We start from the raw sequence: 16,596 nt of genomic DNA on the forward strand, positions 1-16,596 counted from the left end.
TTCCGGGGAATCAACCGGACTTAATTTCAACTGGATAAAAAAAGCGCGCCCGGTGGCCGGACGCGCTTTTTCAAAAAGTTATCTGATTTACCCCATTGCATTACTATAAATTCCATTGGCTTCTGCCTTCGCTTTACGTACGTAGTCGCGCATAGTGCCGGCAGATTTCTTTACGGAATCTTTCGCATCTTCCAGTAAATCCTGTCCCTGCTGACGTTTTCTGAGATATAAGATAATCAGGGAGGCTGCAGTACCTACAGCTGCTGCTGCAAACAATATCTTTTTCATATTTCAGGTTTTAGTCCGGAAACAGAAATCCAATAGTCATGCCAACAGCGGCATACACAACCGTTAGAAAATTTCCTTTCCAAAGGGCGTGAAGCTAAGGCTCATCAGCTTAAAATGCTGCCGGCCCCAGGGAATACCGATGATGGTAATGGTGAGCAACAGACCGAAAAACAGGTGCGTAAGCGCAATCCACACGCCGCCGATCAGGATCCATATAATGTTGAAGATCGTAGCCAGACAACCCGTTTGCCCCGGCACATCCCTCACCTGGCGGCCAAATGGCAACAAGGTAAAGAAGCCTATCTTAAAACATTGTAACCCGAAAGGAATACCGATAATCGTGAGGCAGAGCAGAAAGCCGCTGACCATATACTGTATAAACGCAACAAAGCCTCCGAAGATGAGCCAGATGATGTTACCAATTAAGTTCATCTTTCAAATGTAAAAAGGTTAAGGGACATTTGGAATACACTTGATAACTTCTACCTAAAAAACGATTTAACAGAGAAGAAACAACTATCGGGAGAAAAATATTGAAATAAAATCTTTTTATTCCAGCTACCTTCACCGGAATAGGGATAATTCTGTTCCTATAAGCACGCCCTCTTTTTGCAACAGGCCTTTGACACATTAATTAACAGCTTCATTGAAAGCAAAGTAGGTATCTCAGAAAATTTTTTAAGCAGTCAGCTTTCCAACGACTTAAAAGAAAACCTGTTACATCTTCACTCTGAAAAAAGCATGCTGGCGGCAGGCACCGGCAACCAATCACTGGTGAACCAGGACAAATCCGTTCGCGGGGATATTATTTACTGGCTCGACAGGCAACACAACAACGCGCATGAAAATGCTTTCTTTGATGTGATGGACGCCTTTGTGGCTTACCTGAACCAATCCTGCTACACCGGCATTACCGGGTACGAGTTTCATTACACCCTGTATGAAACAGGGAGTTTCTACAAGAAACACCTGGATCAGTTCCGCAACAACGACAGCCGCCAGTATTCCATGATCATTTACCTCAATGCCGGCTGGCTACCCGCCGATGGCGGACAGCTGTCTATTTACCACGCCAATGGCGATGCGCAACAGGTAGACCCCAGCAGCGGAAAAACCGTCTTCTTTAAAAGCAGTGAACTGGAGCATGAAGTACAACTCACCAATAAACCCAGATTAAGCATCACCGGCTGGCTGAAACGGTGACGATCCCCCCGGTACACCTATTACACCCATAACGCAAATACCGATAAGTCATAGATAAGCCGTATCTCTATAGGTACAGGTTATCTACGGCTTACATACGGCTCATATACGGCTTATCTACGGCTTATCCTATAATGGCGCCTGCCGGTTCCATACCGTTTGAGTATTACAGCAATAGCCTTTACACTCTGTTTCATTACCAGTACCACCCTTTTTTAATTTATATAATACAATTATATAATATTAATAGTAAGAAGAAATAGCAGACAGGCATAAATGATGGCTGGTTCTTCTTATCATTCTCTAATACACTATAAATCAATCTACTTAATTAAGTAATAACCTATGCGTTAAATTATATTACAATAATATATATATACATTTATTATCAGCACTTCACACAAATTTTGGCCATTTTCATAAAAATTATATGAATTAAGTAAATTAATCTTCTACTTTTATACTTAAGTATACTGATCGATCAACCAAAAAAGTACTTAAGTACATTATCTAATTTTTAATTACTTATTTTATGAAATTGTCAGCTACATTTGCCTTCATACTTGCCGCTGCTCCATTTATTGCGAAAGCCGAAAACAACGATCCCCCTAAAAAGAAAAAACGAGGCAGTTACTTAATTGAACTCCCCGCTTCTTTAAATACCAGCAACGACAGCGCAAAAGCTATCACCCTTTTCCAGGCATCCGACTTACCCTTTAAGCCCTCTATCCAGGTTGGCGCCATTGTTCATATGTTCGCCTCCGGCGAGCAAACCGGGTTTAGCGCTCCCAGCAACGATAAAACAGCGAAAGACTGGAACAAGGGATTTTCCATTTACCGCGCCAGGGTACTCGTAGGCGGCCAGCTTACGAAAAAAGCCAGCTTCTTTATGGAAACGGAAATCCCTTCTCCCATCGGCATACAATCCAACGGAGAGAAGAATGTAAAGGTATCCCCCATCATACTGGACGCGCAACTGGAATACACTTTTACCAACGCCTTCCAGCTCGTAGCAGGGATGCAACTGGTGTCCAACAACCGTAACGGACTACAGGGCGCCGCCGGTTTAATGGCCAACGACTTCACCTACTTCCAGTACCCTTATAACCTGTTTGCCAACAGTCCGCTGCAGGGAAATTTTGGCCGCGACCTGGGAATCAACGCCCGCGGATTCCTTGCCAACGATAAACTGGAATACCGGCTTGGTGTTTTCACCGGCCGTAATGTAGATGGCGGCGCGCCCCTGCGTACCGTAGGCCGCGTGGCATACAACTTCCTCGATGCAGAAAAGGATTACTACTACGCCGGTACCAAACTGGGCAACGGCAAAACCCTGGCATGGGGCGCTGGCGTCGATGCACAGGCTACCTACTACAACCTCAGCACAGATGTGTTCTTTGATCATCCGCTGGGCAACGCCGGCTCCATCACTGTAAACGCCGCGTTCCAATATATGACCGGTGGCACCAAACTGGATTCCAAATACTCCTTTGCCACCCTCATTCCTAAACAAACCGTTCAGTTCCTGGAACTCGGCTACTACTTCAAAAAAACAAAACTGCAGCCCTGGATCAGGTACGAAAACCAGGACGTAAGCGCCGATGCCGCACAAGCCGGCGCCGTTAAGCCTGCCAATTTTGATAAGATAAACTCCAGCAGCGTAATGGGAGGCGGACTCAACTACTTCTTCAATGGCACCGGTACCAACCTGCGCCTCTCCTACACCACCCGTACCTACAACGTGGCTACTGCTATCGCCGACGACTACACGAAAAAAACATTCGGACAACTCTGGCTACAGGCACAATTCTTCATTTTCTAAAGGACATACGCATTCATTCATCTTCTTTATAAAATAATACAACACATGAGAAACGCTTTCCTGAAACAACTACCCATCCTGTTACTCGGCGCCACTGCACTCTTTTCTTCCTGTAATAACAGCGCCGGGAAAGCCGGCAGCAGCGACTCTGCCACTGCCAAAGAAACAGTTAAAATAGGCGTGCTCCACTCCCTCAGCGGCACAATGGCCATCTCTGAAGTATCTTTAAGAGACGCAGTACAAATGGCGGTAGATGAAATCAATGCCAAAGGCGGCGTACTCGGCAAACAAATAGAACCGGTAATTGTAGATCCGGCGTCCGACTGGGACCTGTTTGCAGAAAAAGCCAAAGAACTGCTGATCGATAAAAAAGTATCTGCTGTATTTGGCTGCTGGACTTCCGTATCCCGCAAATCAGTGCTGCCCGTATTTGAGCAGAACAACGGCCTCCTCTTTTACCCGGTACAATATGAAGGGGAAGAGTGCTCCAACAGCGTGATCTACACCGGCGCCACACCTAACCAACAACTGATCCCGGCGGCGGAATACCTCATGAGCGAAAAAGGCGGCGGCTATAAAAAGTTTTACCTGCTGGGAACAGATTATGTGTTTCCCCGCACTGCCAACAAAATCCTGAAAGCCTACCTGCTTTCCAAAGGCATCCCGAAAGAAAATATCATTGAAGAATATACGCCGTTCCACCACCAGGATTATCAAACCATCATCTCTAAAGTAAAACGCTTTGCAGCAGATGGTAAAGCCTGTATCCTTTCTACTATCAACGGCGATTCCAATGTGCCTTTCTATAAAGAATTCGCCAACCAGGGCCTTTCTTCCGCTACCTGCCCCATCATGGCGTTTTCTGTGGCAGAAGATGAACTCCGCTCTATGGACACGGAATTCCTGGTAGGACACCTCGCAGCATGGAACTACTTCCAGTCGAACGACCTGCCCGAAAACAAAAAGTTTGTAGCCGACTTCAAAGCCTTCTGCGCGAAAAAAGGACTACCCGGCGGCGATAAAAGAGTAACAGACGATCCTATCTGCTGGGCTTATACCGGTGTTTATCTCTGGGCTAAAGCCGCTGAAAAAGCAGGCTCCTTCGATGTATCAAAAGTGCGCAACGCATTATACGGACTGGATTACCCTTCTCCCGACGGACTGGTTAAAATGGATCCCAGAAATCATCACCTGGCAAAACCGGTAGTGATCGGTGAAATAAAACCCGACGGACAATTTGATATCATCTGGAAATCTGAAGGGCTCGTGGATCCGCAACCATGGTCGCCGTTAACCTCTCCGGATAAAGATTGCGACTGGGTAAACCACAACGGTACTTACGCCAAAAAATAGGCGGATACCTTTTACAAAAGACAGGCTATTTCCAACTTATCAAATACGACGCGATGAAAATCTCCTTACGGATGCTGATGTGCTGCTTACTGTTGCTGCCGCTGAAAGTAGCAGCACAGGACAGCACTTCCATTTACACCGCACAGCTGCTGCAACCACCCAACGACTCCGTGCGCACGCAGGCTATTGGCAGACTGGCCGCTCTCCGGATACCGGCCACCTTTCCTTTGCTGATGGCGATCAATGATAAAAAGCTGTACCTGCTGGATCATAAAGCGGTAACGGTGGACAGCAAACCGACCGGAGAAGGAACCTACCGGCTTTATTCCCTTTATCCCGATAATATACTCCTTACCAACAGCAGCGGGCAACCGCTGCTGTTACCATTGTCCGCCCTGCAAACGGTAGACATTCCGCGCGCCGACCGGATGCAACTGGCAGGTATAGCGCCGCTGCTGAACCTCTTCAGCAACGATGCGCAAAAAAGGATCCTGGCATATACACAGCTGAAAAATACCGGCGACATTGCCACACTCAGCATCCTGCAGGCTGCACTGGCAAAGGAATCCAATGCCGATGCACGGCGCACCGGTAAAGATGTACTCTACGCCGCCCGCTTATACAGCGCCACCAGCACCGCCGCCGCCAAAGCATATATTGATAGTATCGGCGACAACTGGAGCGACAATGCACCCGTGCTGCTGCGGAACTACGCCAAAACCGGGTTCTTAAACCAGGAAACGGCCCACTATGCCGCCGCACAGGCCATCAGCCTGGAGAAGCGCTACGACAGCCTCCAAAGGATCCAGAATTTCTTCAGTGGGTTGAGTCTTGGCAGCATCCTTATTCTGATTGCACTGGGGCTTTCTATTGTATACGGACTGGCAGGCATCATTAACATGGCGCATGGCGAATTTATGATGATAGGCGCCTACACCACTTATTGCACGCAGGTATTTTTTACCCATACACTGGGCATACCACAAACAGATCTTTTCTTCCTCGCCGCACTGCCACTTTCTTTCATGGTAGCCGGCGCAATGGGATGGATACTGGAACGGCTGGTGATCCGCCACCTGTACGCCAAACCGCTGGAAAGCCTGTTGGCAACGTGGGGCGTTAGTTTAATACTGATACAAACAGCCCGTTTACTTTTCGGAGATCTTACGGCAGTGAAAACCCCGCAGCTGTTGTCCGGAGGATGGCAGGTATCTCCACATCTCACCTTACCCTATAACCGCATTTTTATTATTGTGCTAACGCTGCTGATGGTAGTGTTCACATACCTGATGCTTTATCGCAGCAGGCTGGGATTACAGATTAGGGCGGTTACACAAAACCGGCAGATGAGCGCCTGCCTGGGCATAGAAACCAGGCGCGTGGCATCCATCACTTTCTTTATTGGCTCCGGGCTGGCCGGACTGGCCGGTTGCGCCATTACACTGATTGGCAACGTGGTGCCCGATATGGGACAAACTTATATTGTAGATTCTTTCCTGGTGGTAGTAACAGGAGGTGTGGGCAAACTCGCCGGCACTATCTTCTCCGGGTTGGGCATTGGCTTCTTCACCAAAATATCAGAGTCCTTTTTCCAGGCGGTATACGGCAAAGTGTTTATCCTGGTGTTTATTATGCTGTTCATGCAGTATAAACCCAAAGGCTTATTTCCTGACAAAGGCCGCGTTGCGGAAGATTAAAAACCGGGCATATGAAAACGAAAAACAATCCACTGTATTATATCTTATTCATCGCAATTTTTGCGATCCTGTTGCCGGCAGGTTACCTGTCGGGATTTTTATCCGTGAATACCATTTCCGTTTGGGGGCGGTACTTCTGCTTTGCCATAGCGGCGCTGGGTATTGACCTCATCTGGGGTTATACCGGCATCCTTTCCATGTGCCAGGCGTTCTTCTTTTGCTTAGGCAGCTATGGCATTGCCATGCACCTGCTGCTAAAGAAAACAGTGACGGCGGGCGCGGTGTTACCCGATTTTATGGCGTGGAATAAAATAGATACGTTACCGTTATTCTGGCAACCGTTTCATTCCTTTGGCTGGTCGCTGGCGCTATGCCTGCTGATCCCCGCCCTCTTTGCTTTTGTGGTGGGGTTTGTGCTGTTCAGAAGCCGGATCAAAGGCGTGTACATGGCCATCATCACGCAGGCGCTTACGCTTGCGATGTGGCTCATCTTTTTACGGAATGAAACCAATCTTGGTGGTACCAACGGTCTTACCGATTTTAACACCCTCCTGGGTTACAGCTTGTCCTCATCTTCCGTAAAACTGGCACTGTACATGATCTCCTTTGCGGTATTGTGTGCCGCTTACTTTTTCTGTTACCGGATCACCAACTCCAAGTTCGGGAAAGTGTTGCAGGCCATCCGCGACAGCGAATCGCGCATCAGCTATGCAGCCTACAAGGTAGTGGATTACAAGCTGGCTGTTTTCGTAGTGGCGGCACTGTTAGCCGCCGTGGGCGGTATGTTATACCTGCCACAAACAGGTATCATCACACCCGGCCGTATGGATGTAAAGGCATCGGTAGAAATGGTGATGTGGGTGGCGCTCGGTGGCAGGGGCAACCTGAAAGGCGCCGTACTAGGGGCTTTGCTGGTGAACTTCCTCTATAGCATCTGTACCAGTTTATTCCCTGATTCGTGGTTGTTTATACTGGGCTTCCTGTTTGTGATCACGGTATTATATTTCGACAAAGGATTTATGGGTCTGCTGGAAAGTATCAAACAAAGATTTTCCCCTACCCGGTTTAAAACACCTCAAACTACCCACTGATATGCTACTAAACGTAAACAACCTGGCGGTATCATTTGGCGGTGTACATGCACTGAACCTGGATCATTTCAGCCTGCGCGATAAAGAACTACGTGTGATCATTGGTCCGAATGGAGCGGGCAAGTCCACCTTCCTCGATATCATCTGCGGAAAAACAAAAGCAGACAAAGGAGAAATATTCTTCAATGGCAAATCCATTTTAGGGAAAACCGAAGTAAAGATCGCGGAATCCGGCATAGGCCGTAAATTCCAGAAGCCATCAGTATTCCCGGGACTAACGGTGCACGACAACCTGTTGCTGGCAGCCAAAATGAAGAAAGATATCTTTTCTTCCCTCTTCTTCAAATCCACGCCAGCGCTGGCCGACAGGATACATAGCGTGGCTGTGAAATTATCGCTCACCAACGTGATGTATAAACTGGCCGGCGATCTTTCGCACGGACAAAAGCAGTGGCTGGAAATTGCCATCGTGGTGCTGCAGGATCCCACCCTGATGCTGATAGATGAACCTGCCGCCGGTATGAGTGATGAAGAAACGGAGAAAACCGGCGCGCTGCTGCTGGAGTTATCCAAAGCGCACAGCATTATTGTGATTGAACATGATATGAAATTTGTAGAACAGATAGCCAACGAACTGGTGACTGTACTGGTTCGTGGCAAACGACTGATGGAAGGCACTTTCGCGGAAGTTAAGAATGACCAGCGGGTAATAGATTGCTACTTAGGCCGTACTAACGCTCAACTTGAAACATTATGATGAACACACCGGTATTGACTGTTAACAATATCTCTGCCGCATACGGACAGAGCATCATTTTGCGCGGCACCACCCTCTCCGTAAAAAGAGGCGCCGTTACTACGGTGATGGGCCGCAATGGCGTAGGGAAAACCACCCTGCTCAAAACTATTATGGGACTGCTGCCCGCACAGGAAGGCAGTATCCTTTTCAACAACGAAAACATTACAGCGCTGCCGCCGCATAAAAAAGCAAAGGCCGGCATTGCTTACGTACCGCAGGGCAGGGAAATTATCCCCAGGCTATCGGTGTACGAAAACCTGCTGCTGGGGCTGGAAGCGCATCCCGACCGGAAAGCAAAGATCCCCGAAGAAGAGATCTACAGCCTGTTTCCCATCCTGAAAGATTTCCGCAAACGCGCAGGCGGTAACCTCAGCGGCGGGCAGCAGCAACAACTGTCCATTGCCAGGGCGCTGGTCAGCAACCCTTCCCTCCTGCTGCTCGATGAGCCTACAGAAGGTATACAACCTTCCATTGCGCAGGAAATTGGCAGTATCCTGCAACAGCTGGTACAGCAAAAGGGATTATCGGTATTATTGGTGGAACAAAAAATAGACTTTGCCAACCAGGTAACGGATCACTACTATTTTATGGATCGTGGCCGGATGGTGCTGGATGGTACCGCAGAAGAGCTGAAGCACTCGGAACTGGAAAAACATATTGCGGTATGATGCTACCGGGCGCGGGTTTTATTTATCTTTAACATTATGCATCCTGTATCTGAAGACAGAAGTATTTTTAAAATCTTCACCATCCTCTACGCGGTGGCGCTCACTACTATTGCGCTGTTGTCCATATTCAGCCAGATAAAAATCCAGCAGGCGCTGAACCACCAGATGAACGATTCGCATGTGATCAACTTTGCGGGAAAGCTGCGAACGTATAGTCAAACGCTCAGTAAGCTGGCGCTGTTGCTGGAATCCGGCAGGGATATAGATGATAACCGGAAAGAATTTATCAATACGCTGAAGCAGTGGCAGAAGTCGCACGAAGGCTTACAGGCAGGCAGTAACTTTCTCAATTTACCGGCGAACGACCAGGATGAGCTGAAGCAGATGTTTGAGATTATCCGCAACCCCCACCAGGAAATATGGGATGCCGCCAGTAAAATGATTACGGTATTGTACAGCGACAGCGCCTTTAAGCCAGCGCACATCCGCCCGTATGTGCAAACAATACTGGCGTATGAGAAGTCGTACCTGCTGGGCATGGAGCTGATTGTATTTGACTACGACCGCTTTTCCAAAGAGCGGATCCGTAACCTGAAGGAAATTGAATACATCGTATTGGGCCTGGTGCTTTTCACCCTGATGCTGGAAGCAGGGGTGATCTTCTACCCGTTGTCTACCCGCATCCGGAAAATAATCCGCGGGCTGGTAGATGCCGAAGAGCGGGCGCGTAAGTTAACAGAGCAGGTGCAGCTGGCCAACCAGGAAAAACTGCTGCGCCAGGAAACGGAGCAGCGTATACGGTCGTATTCCATCATCAACGGGCAGGAGAAAGAGCGTAAACGGATTGCTGCTGAAATACATGATGGCATCGGCCAGATGCTGACCAGCCTGCGTATGAAGCTGGAACAGATAGAAGACCGGAGTATGCGCCCCGATCCTGAAATTGCGATGGTGAATACCATGATGTACAGCATCATCAATGAAACCAAACGGATTTGTGCGGACCTGTTGCCCAGTGTGCTGGAAGATTTCGGCCTGCGGGCGGCCATTGATGAATTGATAAAGCTGTGCCGCCAAACGGCCCCCGGTATAGACTTCCAGCTGGAAGACACCTTAGCGGCGGCGCCGCTGCCAAAGGAAGTAAAGACAGGCGTTTACCGTATCTTGCAGGAGGCATTGAACAATGCCATCAAGCATGCAGATGCAGATACCATTGAAATAGATATTGACGGCACCGCCAATTTCCTGCAACTGACGGTAAGGGATAACGGCAAAGGTTTTCATTTCGACAGCCAGCAGCTATATTCCTCCGAGCAGGCAAAAAAAGTAAACGGCATCCGTAATATGAAAGAACGGGCGGAGTTGCTGGGCGGTACGCTTCAGATCAATTCACAACCCGGCACCGGAACAATTGTACAGTTGGCAATAACTTTTTAGCAATGAAAAAAATAGGCGTTTTTTTAGTAGATGATCATGAAATATTCCGGAACGGCCTTAAACAGCTTATCAACAGCGAAGCCGACATGGAAGTGACGGGAGAAGCCAGCAGTGGCGAAGATGCGCTGCAACAGTTAGCCACCATCCAACCGGATGTAATTATCATGGATATCCGTATGCCCGGTATGAACGGCCTGGAAACCAGTACCCGCCTGCTGGAAAAAAATCCCCGCGGCAGAATCCTGTTCTTTAGTCTTTTTGACGAACCCGACTATGTAGCAGCGGCCCTTGAAATGGGCGCCAGCGGTTATATATTGAAAGATACCAGCAATAAAATATTCCTCAGCGCTATCCGCACTATCCACCAGGGTAAATATTATTTTATCGGGGAAGTAAGCGATATCCTCGTAAAGAAATATCTTGATGCCAAACAAACGCCCGGCAATGGCGGCACGCAGGAGATCTCCCTTTCCCGCCGCGAGGAGCAGATCATGCGTATGATCAGCCAGGGACTTAATAATAAAGATATTGCAGAATCACTGAACATCAGCATCCGCACTATTGAAGCGCACCGGATGAACATCCTGCGCAAGTTCCAGGTGAATAGTATTGAAGAAGCCGTGGAGTATTGTAAAATTAACGGCCTGTTGAAAGAAGAATAAAGGGAATCGCGTGATGCGGTCCCCTCTCCCGTATTATTTCTTCCAGCTATTATCTTTTGCATTGGCATCCATAAACAGGTTGCCATCCAGCCGCACAGCAGTTACTTCTTTCTTCACTGCCAGATCCAGCACCGTAGCTTTTGTATTGGCTTTCCATACCGCCGGTGTTTGATGATGGGTAGCCGTGCTGCCGTCCGTAAAGGTAACGATCACATCAAACGGAACAGCGAAGCCGCCGGTATTGGTTATTTTCACCTTAATGCTTTTACCTGTTTGTTTTACATCTGATAAAGTAAGATCGATGTAATTATTACTGAAGAACCAGTTATTCCAGAACCAGTTAAGGTTTTCACCCGCCGCAGTATTGAAGGAATAGAAGTAATCCCAGGGGATGGGATGTTTTCCATGCCAGTTATCCATATAGGCGTGCAGGCATTTCCTGAACCGCTTATCCCCCAGCAGATCCTTCACTGCGAGATACGACAAGGATGCTTTGCCATAGGAATTGTTGCTGTAGCCCATTCCGCTTACCTGGTTGGACATGGAAATGATAGGCTGGTCTTCTTCCGTAGAAGGATCAAAGATGTATTTGGTGACCCTGAATTTTTTGTAGAAGTTATCTGCTGTTTCCTTTCCTTTTTCCGCAATACCGATGAGGTATTCAAAAGTGGTGGCCCAGCCTTCATCCATAAAGGCATAGCGGCTTTCGTTGATGCCCATATAAAAAGGGAAATAGGTATGCGCTATTTCGTGATCCTGCACTAATTGCGCAAAACCGAGGTCATCTCCTACCGAACCATCGTTTACCATCATAGGGTATTCCATGTCTGCAAAGCCCTGCACGGCTGTCATTACCGGAAAGGGATACGGTACGCCCGGCCACTGATGAGAGAACCATCCCAGTGCGTTTTGTGAAAACGCTACCGAATGATGAAAGTCGGTGGATGTATCATTAAACGCTGCCTGTACGCTGGCGCGGCGCATGGTGCTGCTGTCCACGATTACGCTGGCGGCGTCCCATACATAATGGCTGCTGGCCGCAAAGGTAACATCCGCGATATGTGTGGCTTTAAATTTCCAGGTGTTCGTGTTGGTCTGGCGGGTAACTACGTTGCGCTGCATTTCATCAAGCGTAGTAATGTGCATCACACTATCTGCAGTGTAAGATTGCTGCAAGCGTTTTGCGAACTCCGGCTGCAATACTTCAGAAGCATTTTGCAGATCGCCGGTGCCCCATACTACAAAGTTCTTTGGTACTGTTACCGACACGTTGTAGTCGTTGAAGTCGCTGTAAAACTCAACCCGGTCGGTGTGGTCCAGTGCGTCCCAGCCGTTGTAGTCGTCGTATACAGATACGCGGGGATAAGCATAGGCCATGAAAACGGAGGTACTGTCCAGCATGCCTTCCCGGCCGCTTTGTACAGACAGGTCGTAATGCCAGCTGATTTGCAGTTGGAGGCTGTCTTTCGGCTGCAATGGTTTTGGCAATACCACATGCGAGAGCGTGCCTACATCATTATTGAACTTCAGCGTTTCGCCATTGATCACCAGTGTATCGATGGTGATGCCATCCGTTAAAAAGTTCTTGCTCACATAACCTGAACGGGGAGCCTGGTATTTATGCAGGTTCACGATCAGCCGGAGTACAATTGTTTTTAATGTATTGGGACTGTTGTTCACGTAGCTGATAGTTTCGCTGCCGGTTACTTTGCGGTTGGGCGGGTTTACAGCCAGTTGGATATTGTATACCCCTTTGTTCTGCCAGTAGTGTTTGCCCGGTGCGCCGCTCTTGTCGCGGGTTCCGTTCACATATGCCTGTTTAATGTTACGAGGCATATACAATTCCTGTGCTGATGCGATGGTGTTTACCCCCAACAGCAACAGCAGGCTATAGATAATTTTGTTCATACGCATCTGCCGGTTTGAAAACGATAAAATTAGGGAAAGTATGGGGAAACATCACATTAAAGGTTGTTTTCGAAACCGGCCGTCGCCTGTATTGAAAACGGACATATTAAGATAACCGTAAAAGTATAAATTTGTTATTTATAAAAGAATCCGGTTCCGGCATTATTTTTCCGGCACCCGTTGAAAATAGCGTCTGCATGCAATTGTTTAAAGTTACTTTCCGTCATCTTTTAAAAAATAAAAGTTACACGGCAATCAATATTGTTGGTTTGGCTACCGGTATGGCAGTTACCTTGCTGATAGGGCTGTGGATATGGGACGAGGTTTCTTTTAACCACTGGCATAGCCATCATAACCGGCTGGCGCAGGTAATGGATGTACAAACGATCAACGGGGAAACCAATACCAGCGAAGCTATTGCCATTCCGCTGGCCGATGAACTGCGGAATAATTATGCAGGTGATTTCAAACGCGTGGCTATTGTTTATCCCAACTTCACCCACACCATTGCAGCAGGTGAAAAGAAGCTATCACAGTCGGGGGTATGGGCAGGTCCGGATCTGCCTGAGATGCTGACCCTGAAAATGATCCACGGAAAAAGAGATGCCCTGAAAGATCCTACAGCAGTGCTTATTAACCAATCGCTGGCTGCCTCCCTGTTCGGCAATGCCGATCCTATGGGCAAGGCGATCCGCATGGATAACCGCACCGACCTGCAGGTTGCAGGCGTATATGAAGACCTTCCGCAAAGCACGGCTTTTTATGGCACGCAGTTGTTCCTTCCGTGGGACCGTGCCGTGAGTACTATTCCGTGGCTGAAAGACGAAGTATCCAAATGGGATACTCATTACTGGAAATTGTATGTAGAGCTCAATGAGGGTATTGATATGGATAAGGCCAATGCGAAGATCAGCGGCGTTGTGCAACAGCATGTAAAGGCAGGTAAAGAAACACTGCTGCTGCATCCTATGAACAAGTGGCATTTATATAATGAGTTTAAGAACGGACAGGTAAGCGGCGGGCGTATCCGCCTGGTGTGGTTGTTTGGTATTACCGGCGCATTGGTACTGTTGCTGGCATGTATCAATTTCATGAACCTGTCTACCGCCAGAAGCGCCAAACGCGCCAAAGAAACAGGCATCCGCAAAGCGATTGGCGCTACGCGGGGCCACCTGATCCGGCAGTTCCTTACTGAGTCGCTGCTCCTCTCCTTTTTATCTTTTGCAGTAGCGGTGGGCATGGTGTGGCTTTTATTGCCATTGTTTAACCGGATCACTGAAAAACAGATCACGATTCCATTTGATGCACCTGTGTTATGGGTGGCGGGGTCGGTATTTGCGGTGCTTACCGGGCTGCTGGCCGGCAGTTATCCTGCTTTTTATTTATCCTCTTTCCGGCCTGTAAAAATATTGAAAGGCGGTTTTACTGCGGGCCGTTTCTCCTTGCTTCCCCGCAATGCCCTGATGGTAGTACAGTTCAGCGTATCTATTGCATTGATCATAGGTACTGTGATTGTGTACCAGCAAATTCAATATGCCAAAAGCCGTCCGGTGGGTTATAGCCGCGAGGGGCTGATTAACCTCACTATGAATACCCCGGAAATGTTTGGCGCTCCTTACAACGAGTTAAGAACCGCTTTACTGGAAAGTGGCGCGGTGGCGGATATGGCGAAGGCATCACATCCTACCACGGAGAACCCCGGCAACAGTGATGACCTCAGCTGGGAAGGCAAAGCACCCGGTGTTACAACACCGGTAGGCTTTGTAACGGTATCGCATGATTACGGTCGTACTATTGGCTGGCAGATCAAAGAAGGCCGCGACTTTTCCCGCGGCTTCCCTACCGATACCGGGACATTGATCTTAAATGAGGCGGCAGTAAAGCTCACGGGATTTAAGCATCCCATCGGGCAAATTATACAGGCTGGCGGCGGGCCGCACATGATCATTGGCGTGGTGAAAGACATGGTGATGGAATCACCTTATGCACCAGTGCAGCCGGTGATCTTTTGCCTGCAATATGGCGTGTATAATGCGTTAACTGTTCGGATAAATCCTGCATTACCGATGCGGACAGCACTTGCAGGGATTGCCGAAGTATTTAAAAAGTTTAACCCCGAAGGCCCTTTTGATTTTACTTTTACAGATGAACTTTATGCGGAGAAGTTTTCTGATGAGGAGCGCATTGCACGGCTGACTACTGTATTTGCCGTACTCGCCATTTTTATTTCCTGCCTGGGCATATTGGGATTGGCGGCTTTCATGGCAGAGCAGCGCACCAAAGAAATCGGGATACGTAAAGTGATGGGCGCTACAGTGTCAGGCATTTTGTTGCTGCTGTCAAAAGATTTTGTGAAGCCGGTGATCACAGCCTTGCTGGTGGCTACTCCGCTTACCTGGTATTTTATGCAGACCTGGCTGAATCATTATCCGTATCACACGCCGGTGTCCATCTGGCTTTTTGTTGCCATTGGCGTGGGCACTATACTGCTTACTTTAATAACCGTCAGTTACCAGTCGGCCAAAGCGGCGCTGATGAATCCCGTAAAAAGTTTGCGTACTGAATAATCCTTTAATTCATTTCCACGCCGCCTCGGCAATACTTTCTGCGATACTCCTGCGGGGTTAAACCGGTGTACCGTTTAAACACCTGTCTGAATGTTTTCTGATCGTTGTATCCTGCGTTGTACATCAGCGTGCTGATGTTGATGGCGTTTTTCTCCAGTTCTTTTTTGGCCGATTCTATTTTTACCCGCTGCAGGTATTCCATCGGGGTATTGTGGGTAGCGAGTTTAAAACGGCGAACGAAATTACGTTTACTCATATTCGCCAGGCCGGCAATCTGTTCTATGGAGATTTGCTGATCATAGTGCTTTTCGATGTAAGCCTGCGCTTTGAGAATGTCTTCATCTTCGTGACGGCGTTGTCCCTGGAACACGGCGAAATGGGCCTGGTTAACGCGGTCCATATCTATAGAAAACATTTTACTTACCCAAACGCTGGTTTCACGACCACTGAATTTTTCGATCAGGTACAATACCAGGTTTAATGAAATAAAGGCTCCGCCGCTGGTATAAACGCCATTGTCGTCGGTCATTACCTGGTCTGCCAGGATATTTACATCCGGGTAGCGACTGCGCATATCGTCGAGGGCGGTCCAGTGGGAGGTGCAGGATTTCCCGGAGAGCAGTCCTGCTTCGGCCAGGAAATAGCTTCCCAGGCAAAGACTGGCCACTTCAGTGCCGCAGGCGTGCATGGTGCGGATCCAGTTCACCAGCGCCTTGTTCTTCTCCAGCACAACATCCGCTAAGCCTTCAAAGGCAGGCGCCAGGATGAGATCTGTATGTTTTACTTCATCGATGGTTTTGAAGCAGATAAACTGCGCAGGCGCATGCAGCTGGATGTTCTTCATCTTCTCGCTGACCAGCTCCAGCTTAAAGGCTGGTTCCTTTCCTGTTTCAATGAGGAAGCGGTTAGCTCCCAGCAGGATATCCATCACGCTGGACACGGAAGATAAAATGGCATCTTCATAGATAAGCAAAGAAACAGTCTTCATGGCAGTTTGTGTCTGTTACAACACAAATTTAATACTTTAACGTGGCACAAACACCCCCTAAATAAGTCGCATTCACCCTCGTTAAATTACATTTTAACTCCTGAGATTTGTAG

The 16,596-nt window shown here is 48.2% G+C and carries 14 protein-coding genes; 10 read left to right on the plus strand and 4 right to left on the minus strand.

Features of this window, described 5'->3' with window-relative positions:
* Positions 1-87: 87 nt before the first annotated feature.
* Both V7S65_RS24365 and V7S65_RS24370 read right to left on the minus strand, forming a co-directional pair.
* Positions 88-288 carry a hypothetical protein gene (locus V7S65_RS24365; RefSeq protein WP_336388106.1) on the minus strand — a complete coding sequence of 67 codons (201 nt, stop codon included), beginning with the start codon at positions 286-288 and terminating at the stop codon, positions 88-90.
* Positions 289-351: 63 nt separating this feature from the next.
* A complete protein-coding gene (locus tag V7S65_RS24370) occupies positions 352-720 on the minus strand; it encodes a YccF domain-containing protein (protein WP_111579207.1) in 369 nt (122 codons plus the stop codon).
* Positions 721-897: 177 nt separating this feature from the next.
* Here V7S65_RS24370 and V7S65_RS24375 point away from each other — a divergent pair, with 177 nt between their 5' ends.
* The 9 genes from V7S65_RS24375 to V7S65_RS24415 all read left to right on the plus strand — a co-directional run bounded on the left by V7S65_RS24375 (position 898) and on the right by V7S65_RS24415 (position 11,020).
* Positions 898-1,491, plus strand: a complete 594-nt coding sequence (locus tag V7S65_RS24375; protein ID WP_336388107.1) for a 2OG-Fe(II) oxygenase — start codon at positions 898-900, stop codon at positions 1,489-1,491.
* A gap of 532 nt (positions 1,492-2,023) precedes the next feature.
* Positions 2,024-3,313, plus strand: coding sequence for a hypothetical protein (locus V7S65_RS24380; protein WP_079472571.1), 1,290 nt, complete (start codon positions 2,024-2,026; stop codon positions 3,311-3,313).
* 45 nt (positions 3,314-3,358) lie between these two features.
* Positions 3,359-4,666, plus strand: a complete 1,308-nt coding sequence (gene urtA, locus V7S65_RS24385) for an urea ABC transporter substrate-binding protein (RefSeq protein WP_079472570.1) — start codon at positions 3,359-3,361, stop codon at positions 4,664-4,666.
* Positions 4,667-4,719: 53 nt separating this feature from the next.
* Entirely contained in the window at positions 4,720-6,363 is a 1,644-nt protein-coding gene (gene urtB / locus V7S65_RS24390) for an urea ABC transporter permease subunit UrtB (protein WP_336388108.1), read from the plus strand.
* A gap of 11 nt (positions 6,364-6,374) precedes the next feature.
* Entirely contained in the window at positions 6,375-7,454 is a 1,080-nt protein-coding gene (gene urtC / locus V7S65_RS24395; protein WP_336388109.1) for an urea ABC transporter permease subunit UrtC, read from the plus strand.
* A 1-nt stretch (position 7,455) separates the two neighbouring features.
* The gene (urtD, locus tag V7S65_RS24400) at positions 7,456-8,211 is read left to right on the plus strand and encodes an urea ABC transporter ATP-binding protein UrtD (protein WP_079472568.1); all 756 of its coding nucleotides are present in this window, start codon (positions 7,456-7,458) and stop codon (positions 8,209-8,211) included.
* The gene (gene urtE / locus V7S65_RS24405) at positions 8,208-8,921 is read left to right on the plus strand and encodes an urea ABC transporter ATP-binding subunit UrtE (protein WP_200817365.1); all 714 of its coding nucleotides are present in this window, start codon (positions 8,208-8,210) and stop codon (positions 8,919-8,921) included. Before urtD ends, urtE begins: the two co-directional genes overlap by 4 nt.
* 36 nt (positions 8,922-8,957) lie before the next feature.
* Positions 8,958-10,358 carry an ATP-binding protein gene (locus tag V7S65_RS24410; protein ID WP_111579204.1) on the plus strand — a complete coding sequence of 467 codons (1,401 nt, stop codon included), beginning with the start codon at positions 8,958-8,960 and terminating at the stop codon, positions 10,356-10,358.
* A 2-nt stretch (positions 10,359-10,360) separates the two neighbouring features.
* Positions 10,361-11,020 (plus strand): response regulator transcription factor, encoded by a 660-nt coding sequence (locus V7S65_RS24415; protein ID WP_079472565.1) that lies wholly within the window; start codon positions 10,361-10,363, stop codon positions 11,018-11,020.
* A 33-nt stretch (positions 11,021-11,053) separates the two neighbouring features.
* Here V7S65_RS24415 and V7S65_RS24420 read toward each other — a convergent pair whose 3' ends face one another.
* Entirely contained in the window at positions 11,054-12,928 is a 1,875-nt protein-coding gene (locus V7S65_RS24420; RefSeq protein ID WP_336388110.1) for a M1 family metallopeptidase, read from the minus strand.
* Positions 12,929-13,125: 197 nt separating this feature from the next.
* Here V7S65_RS24420 and V7S65_RS24425 point away from each other — a divergent pair, with 197 nt between their 5' ends.
* Positions 13,126-15,495 carry an ABC transporter permease gene (locus tag V7S65_RS24425; protein WP_336388111.1) on the plus strand — a complete coding sequence of 790 codons (2,370 nt, stop codon included), beginning with the start codon at positions 13,126-13,128 and terminating at the stop codon, positions 15,493-15,495.
* Between the two features lie 4 nt (positions 15,496-15,499).
* On the opposite strand, the gene V7S65_RS24430 is transcribed toward V7S65_RS24425, so the two are convergent.
* Positions 15,500-16,483 (minus strand): GlxA family transcriptional regulator, encoded by a 984-nt coding sequence (locus V7S65_RS24430; protein ID WP_079472563.1) that lies wholly within the window; start codon positions 16,481-16,483, stop codon positions 15,500-15,502.
* Between the last annotated feature and the right edge of the window lie 113 nt (positions 16,484-16,596).

Origin of the sequence: Chitinophaga sp. CCNWYY40 (assembly GCF_037483205.1) — a bacterium.
Lineage (GTDB): Bacteria > Bacteroidota > Bacteroidia > Chitinophagales > Chitinophagaceae > Chitinophaga > Chitinophaga ginsengisegetis.

Excerpts from the sequence above, each read along its gene's own strand:
- V7S65_RS24365 (WP_336388106.1), bottom strand. The coding sequence starts at position 288 with ATGAAAAAGATATTGTTTGCAGCAGCAGCTGTAGGTACTGCAGCCTCC.
- V7S65_RS24370 (WP_111579207.1), bottom strand. The coding sequence starts at position 720 with ATGAACTTAATTGGTAACATCATCTGGCTCATCTTCGGAGGCTTTGTT.
- V7S65_RS24380 (WP_079472571.1), top strand. The coding sequence starts at position 2,024 with ATGAAATTGTCAGCTACATTTGCCTTCATACTTGCCGCTGCTCCATTT.
- urtA (WP_079472570.1), top strand. The coding sequence starts at position 3,359 with ATGAGAAACGCTTTCCTGAAACAACTACCCATCCTGTTACTCGGCGCC.
- urtB (WP_336388108.1), top strand. The coding sequence starts at position 4,720 with ATGAAAATCTCCTTACGGATGCTGATGTGCTGCTTACTGTTGCTGCCG.
- urtC (WP_336388109.1), top strand. The coding sequence starts at position 6,375 with ATGAAAACGAAAAACAATCCACTGTATTATATCTTATTCATCGCAATT.
- urtD (WP_079472568.1), top strand. The coding sequence starts at position 7,456 with ATGCTACTAAACGTAAACAACCTGGCGGTATCATTTGGCGGTGTACAT.
- urtE (WP_200817365.1), top strand. The coding sequence starts at position 8,208 with ATGATGAACACACCGGTATTGACTGTTAACAATATCTCTGCCGCATAC.
- V7S65_RS24410 (WP_111579204.1), top strand. The coding sequence starts at position 8,958 with ATGCATCCTGTATCTGAAGACAGAAGTATTTTTAAAATCTTCACCATC.
- V7S65_RS24415 (WP_079472565.1), top strand. The coding sequence starts at position 10,361 with ATGAAAAAAATAGGCGTTTTTTTAGTAGATGATCATGAAATATTCCGG.
- V7S65_RS24420 (WP_336388110.1), bottom strand. The coding sequence starts at position 12,928 with ATGAACAAAATTATCTATAGCCTGCTGTTGCTGTTGGGGGTAAACACC.
- V7S65_RS24425 (WP_336388111.1), top strand. The coding sequence starts at position 13,126 with ATGCAATTGTTTAAAGTTACTTTCCGTCATCTTTTAAAAAATAAAAGT.
- V7S65_RS24430 (WP_079472563.1), bottom strand. The coding sequence starts at position 16,483 with ATGAAGACTGTTTCTTTGCTTATCTATGAAGATGCCATTTTATCTTCC.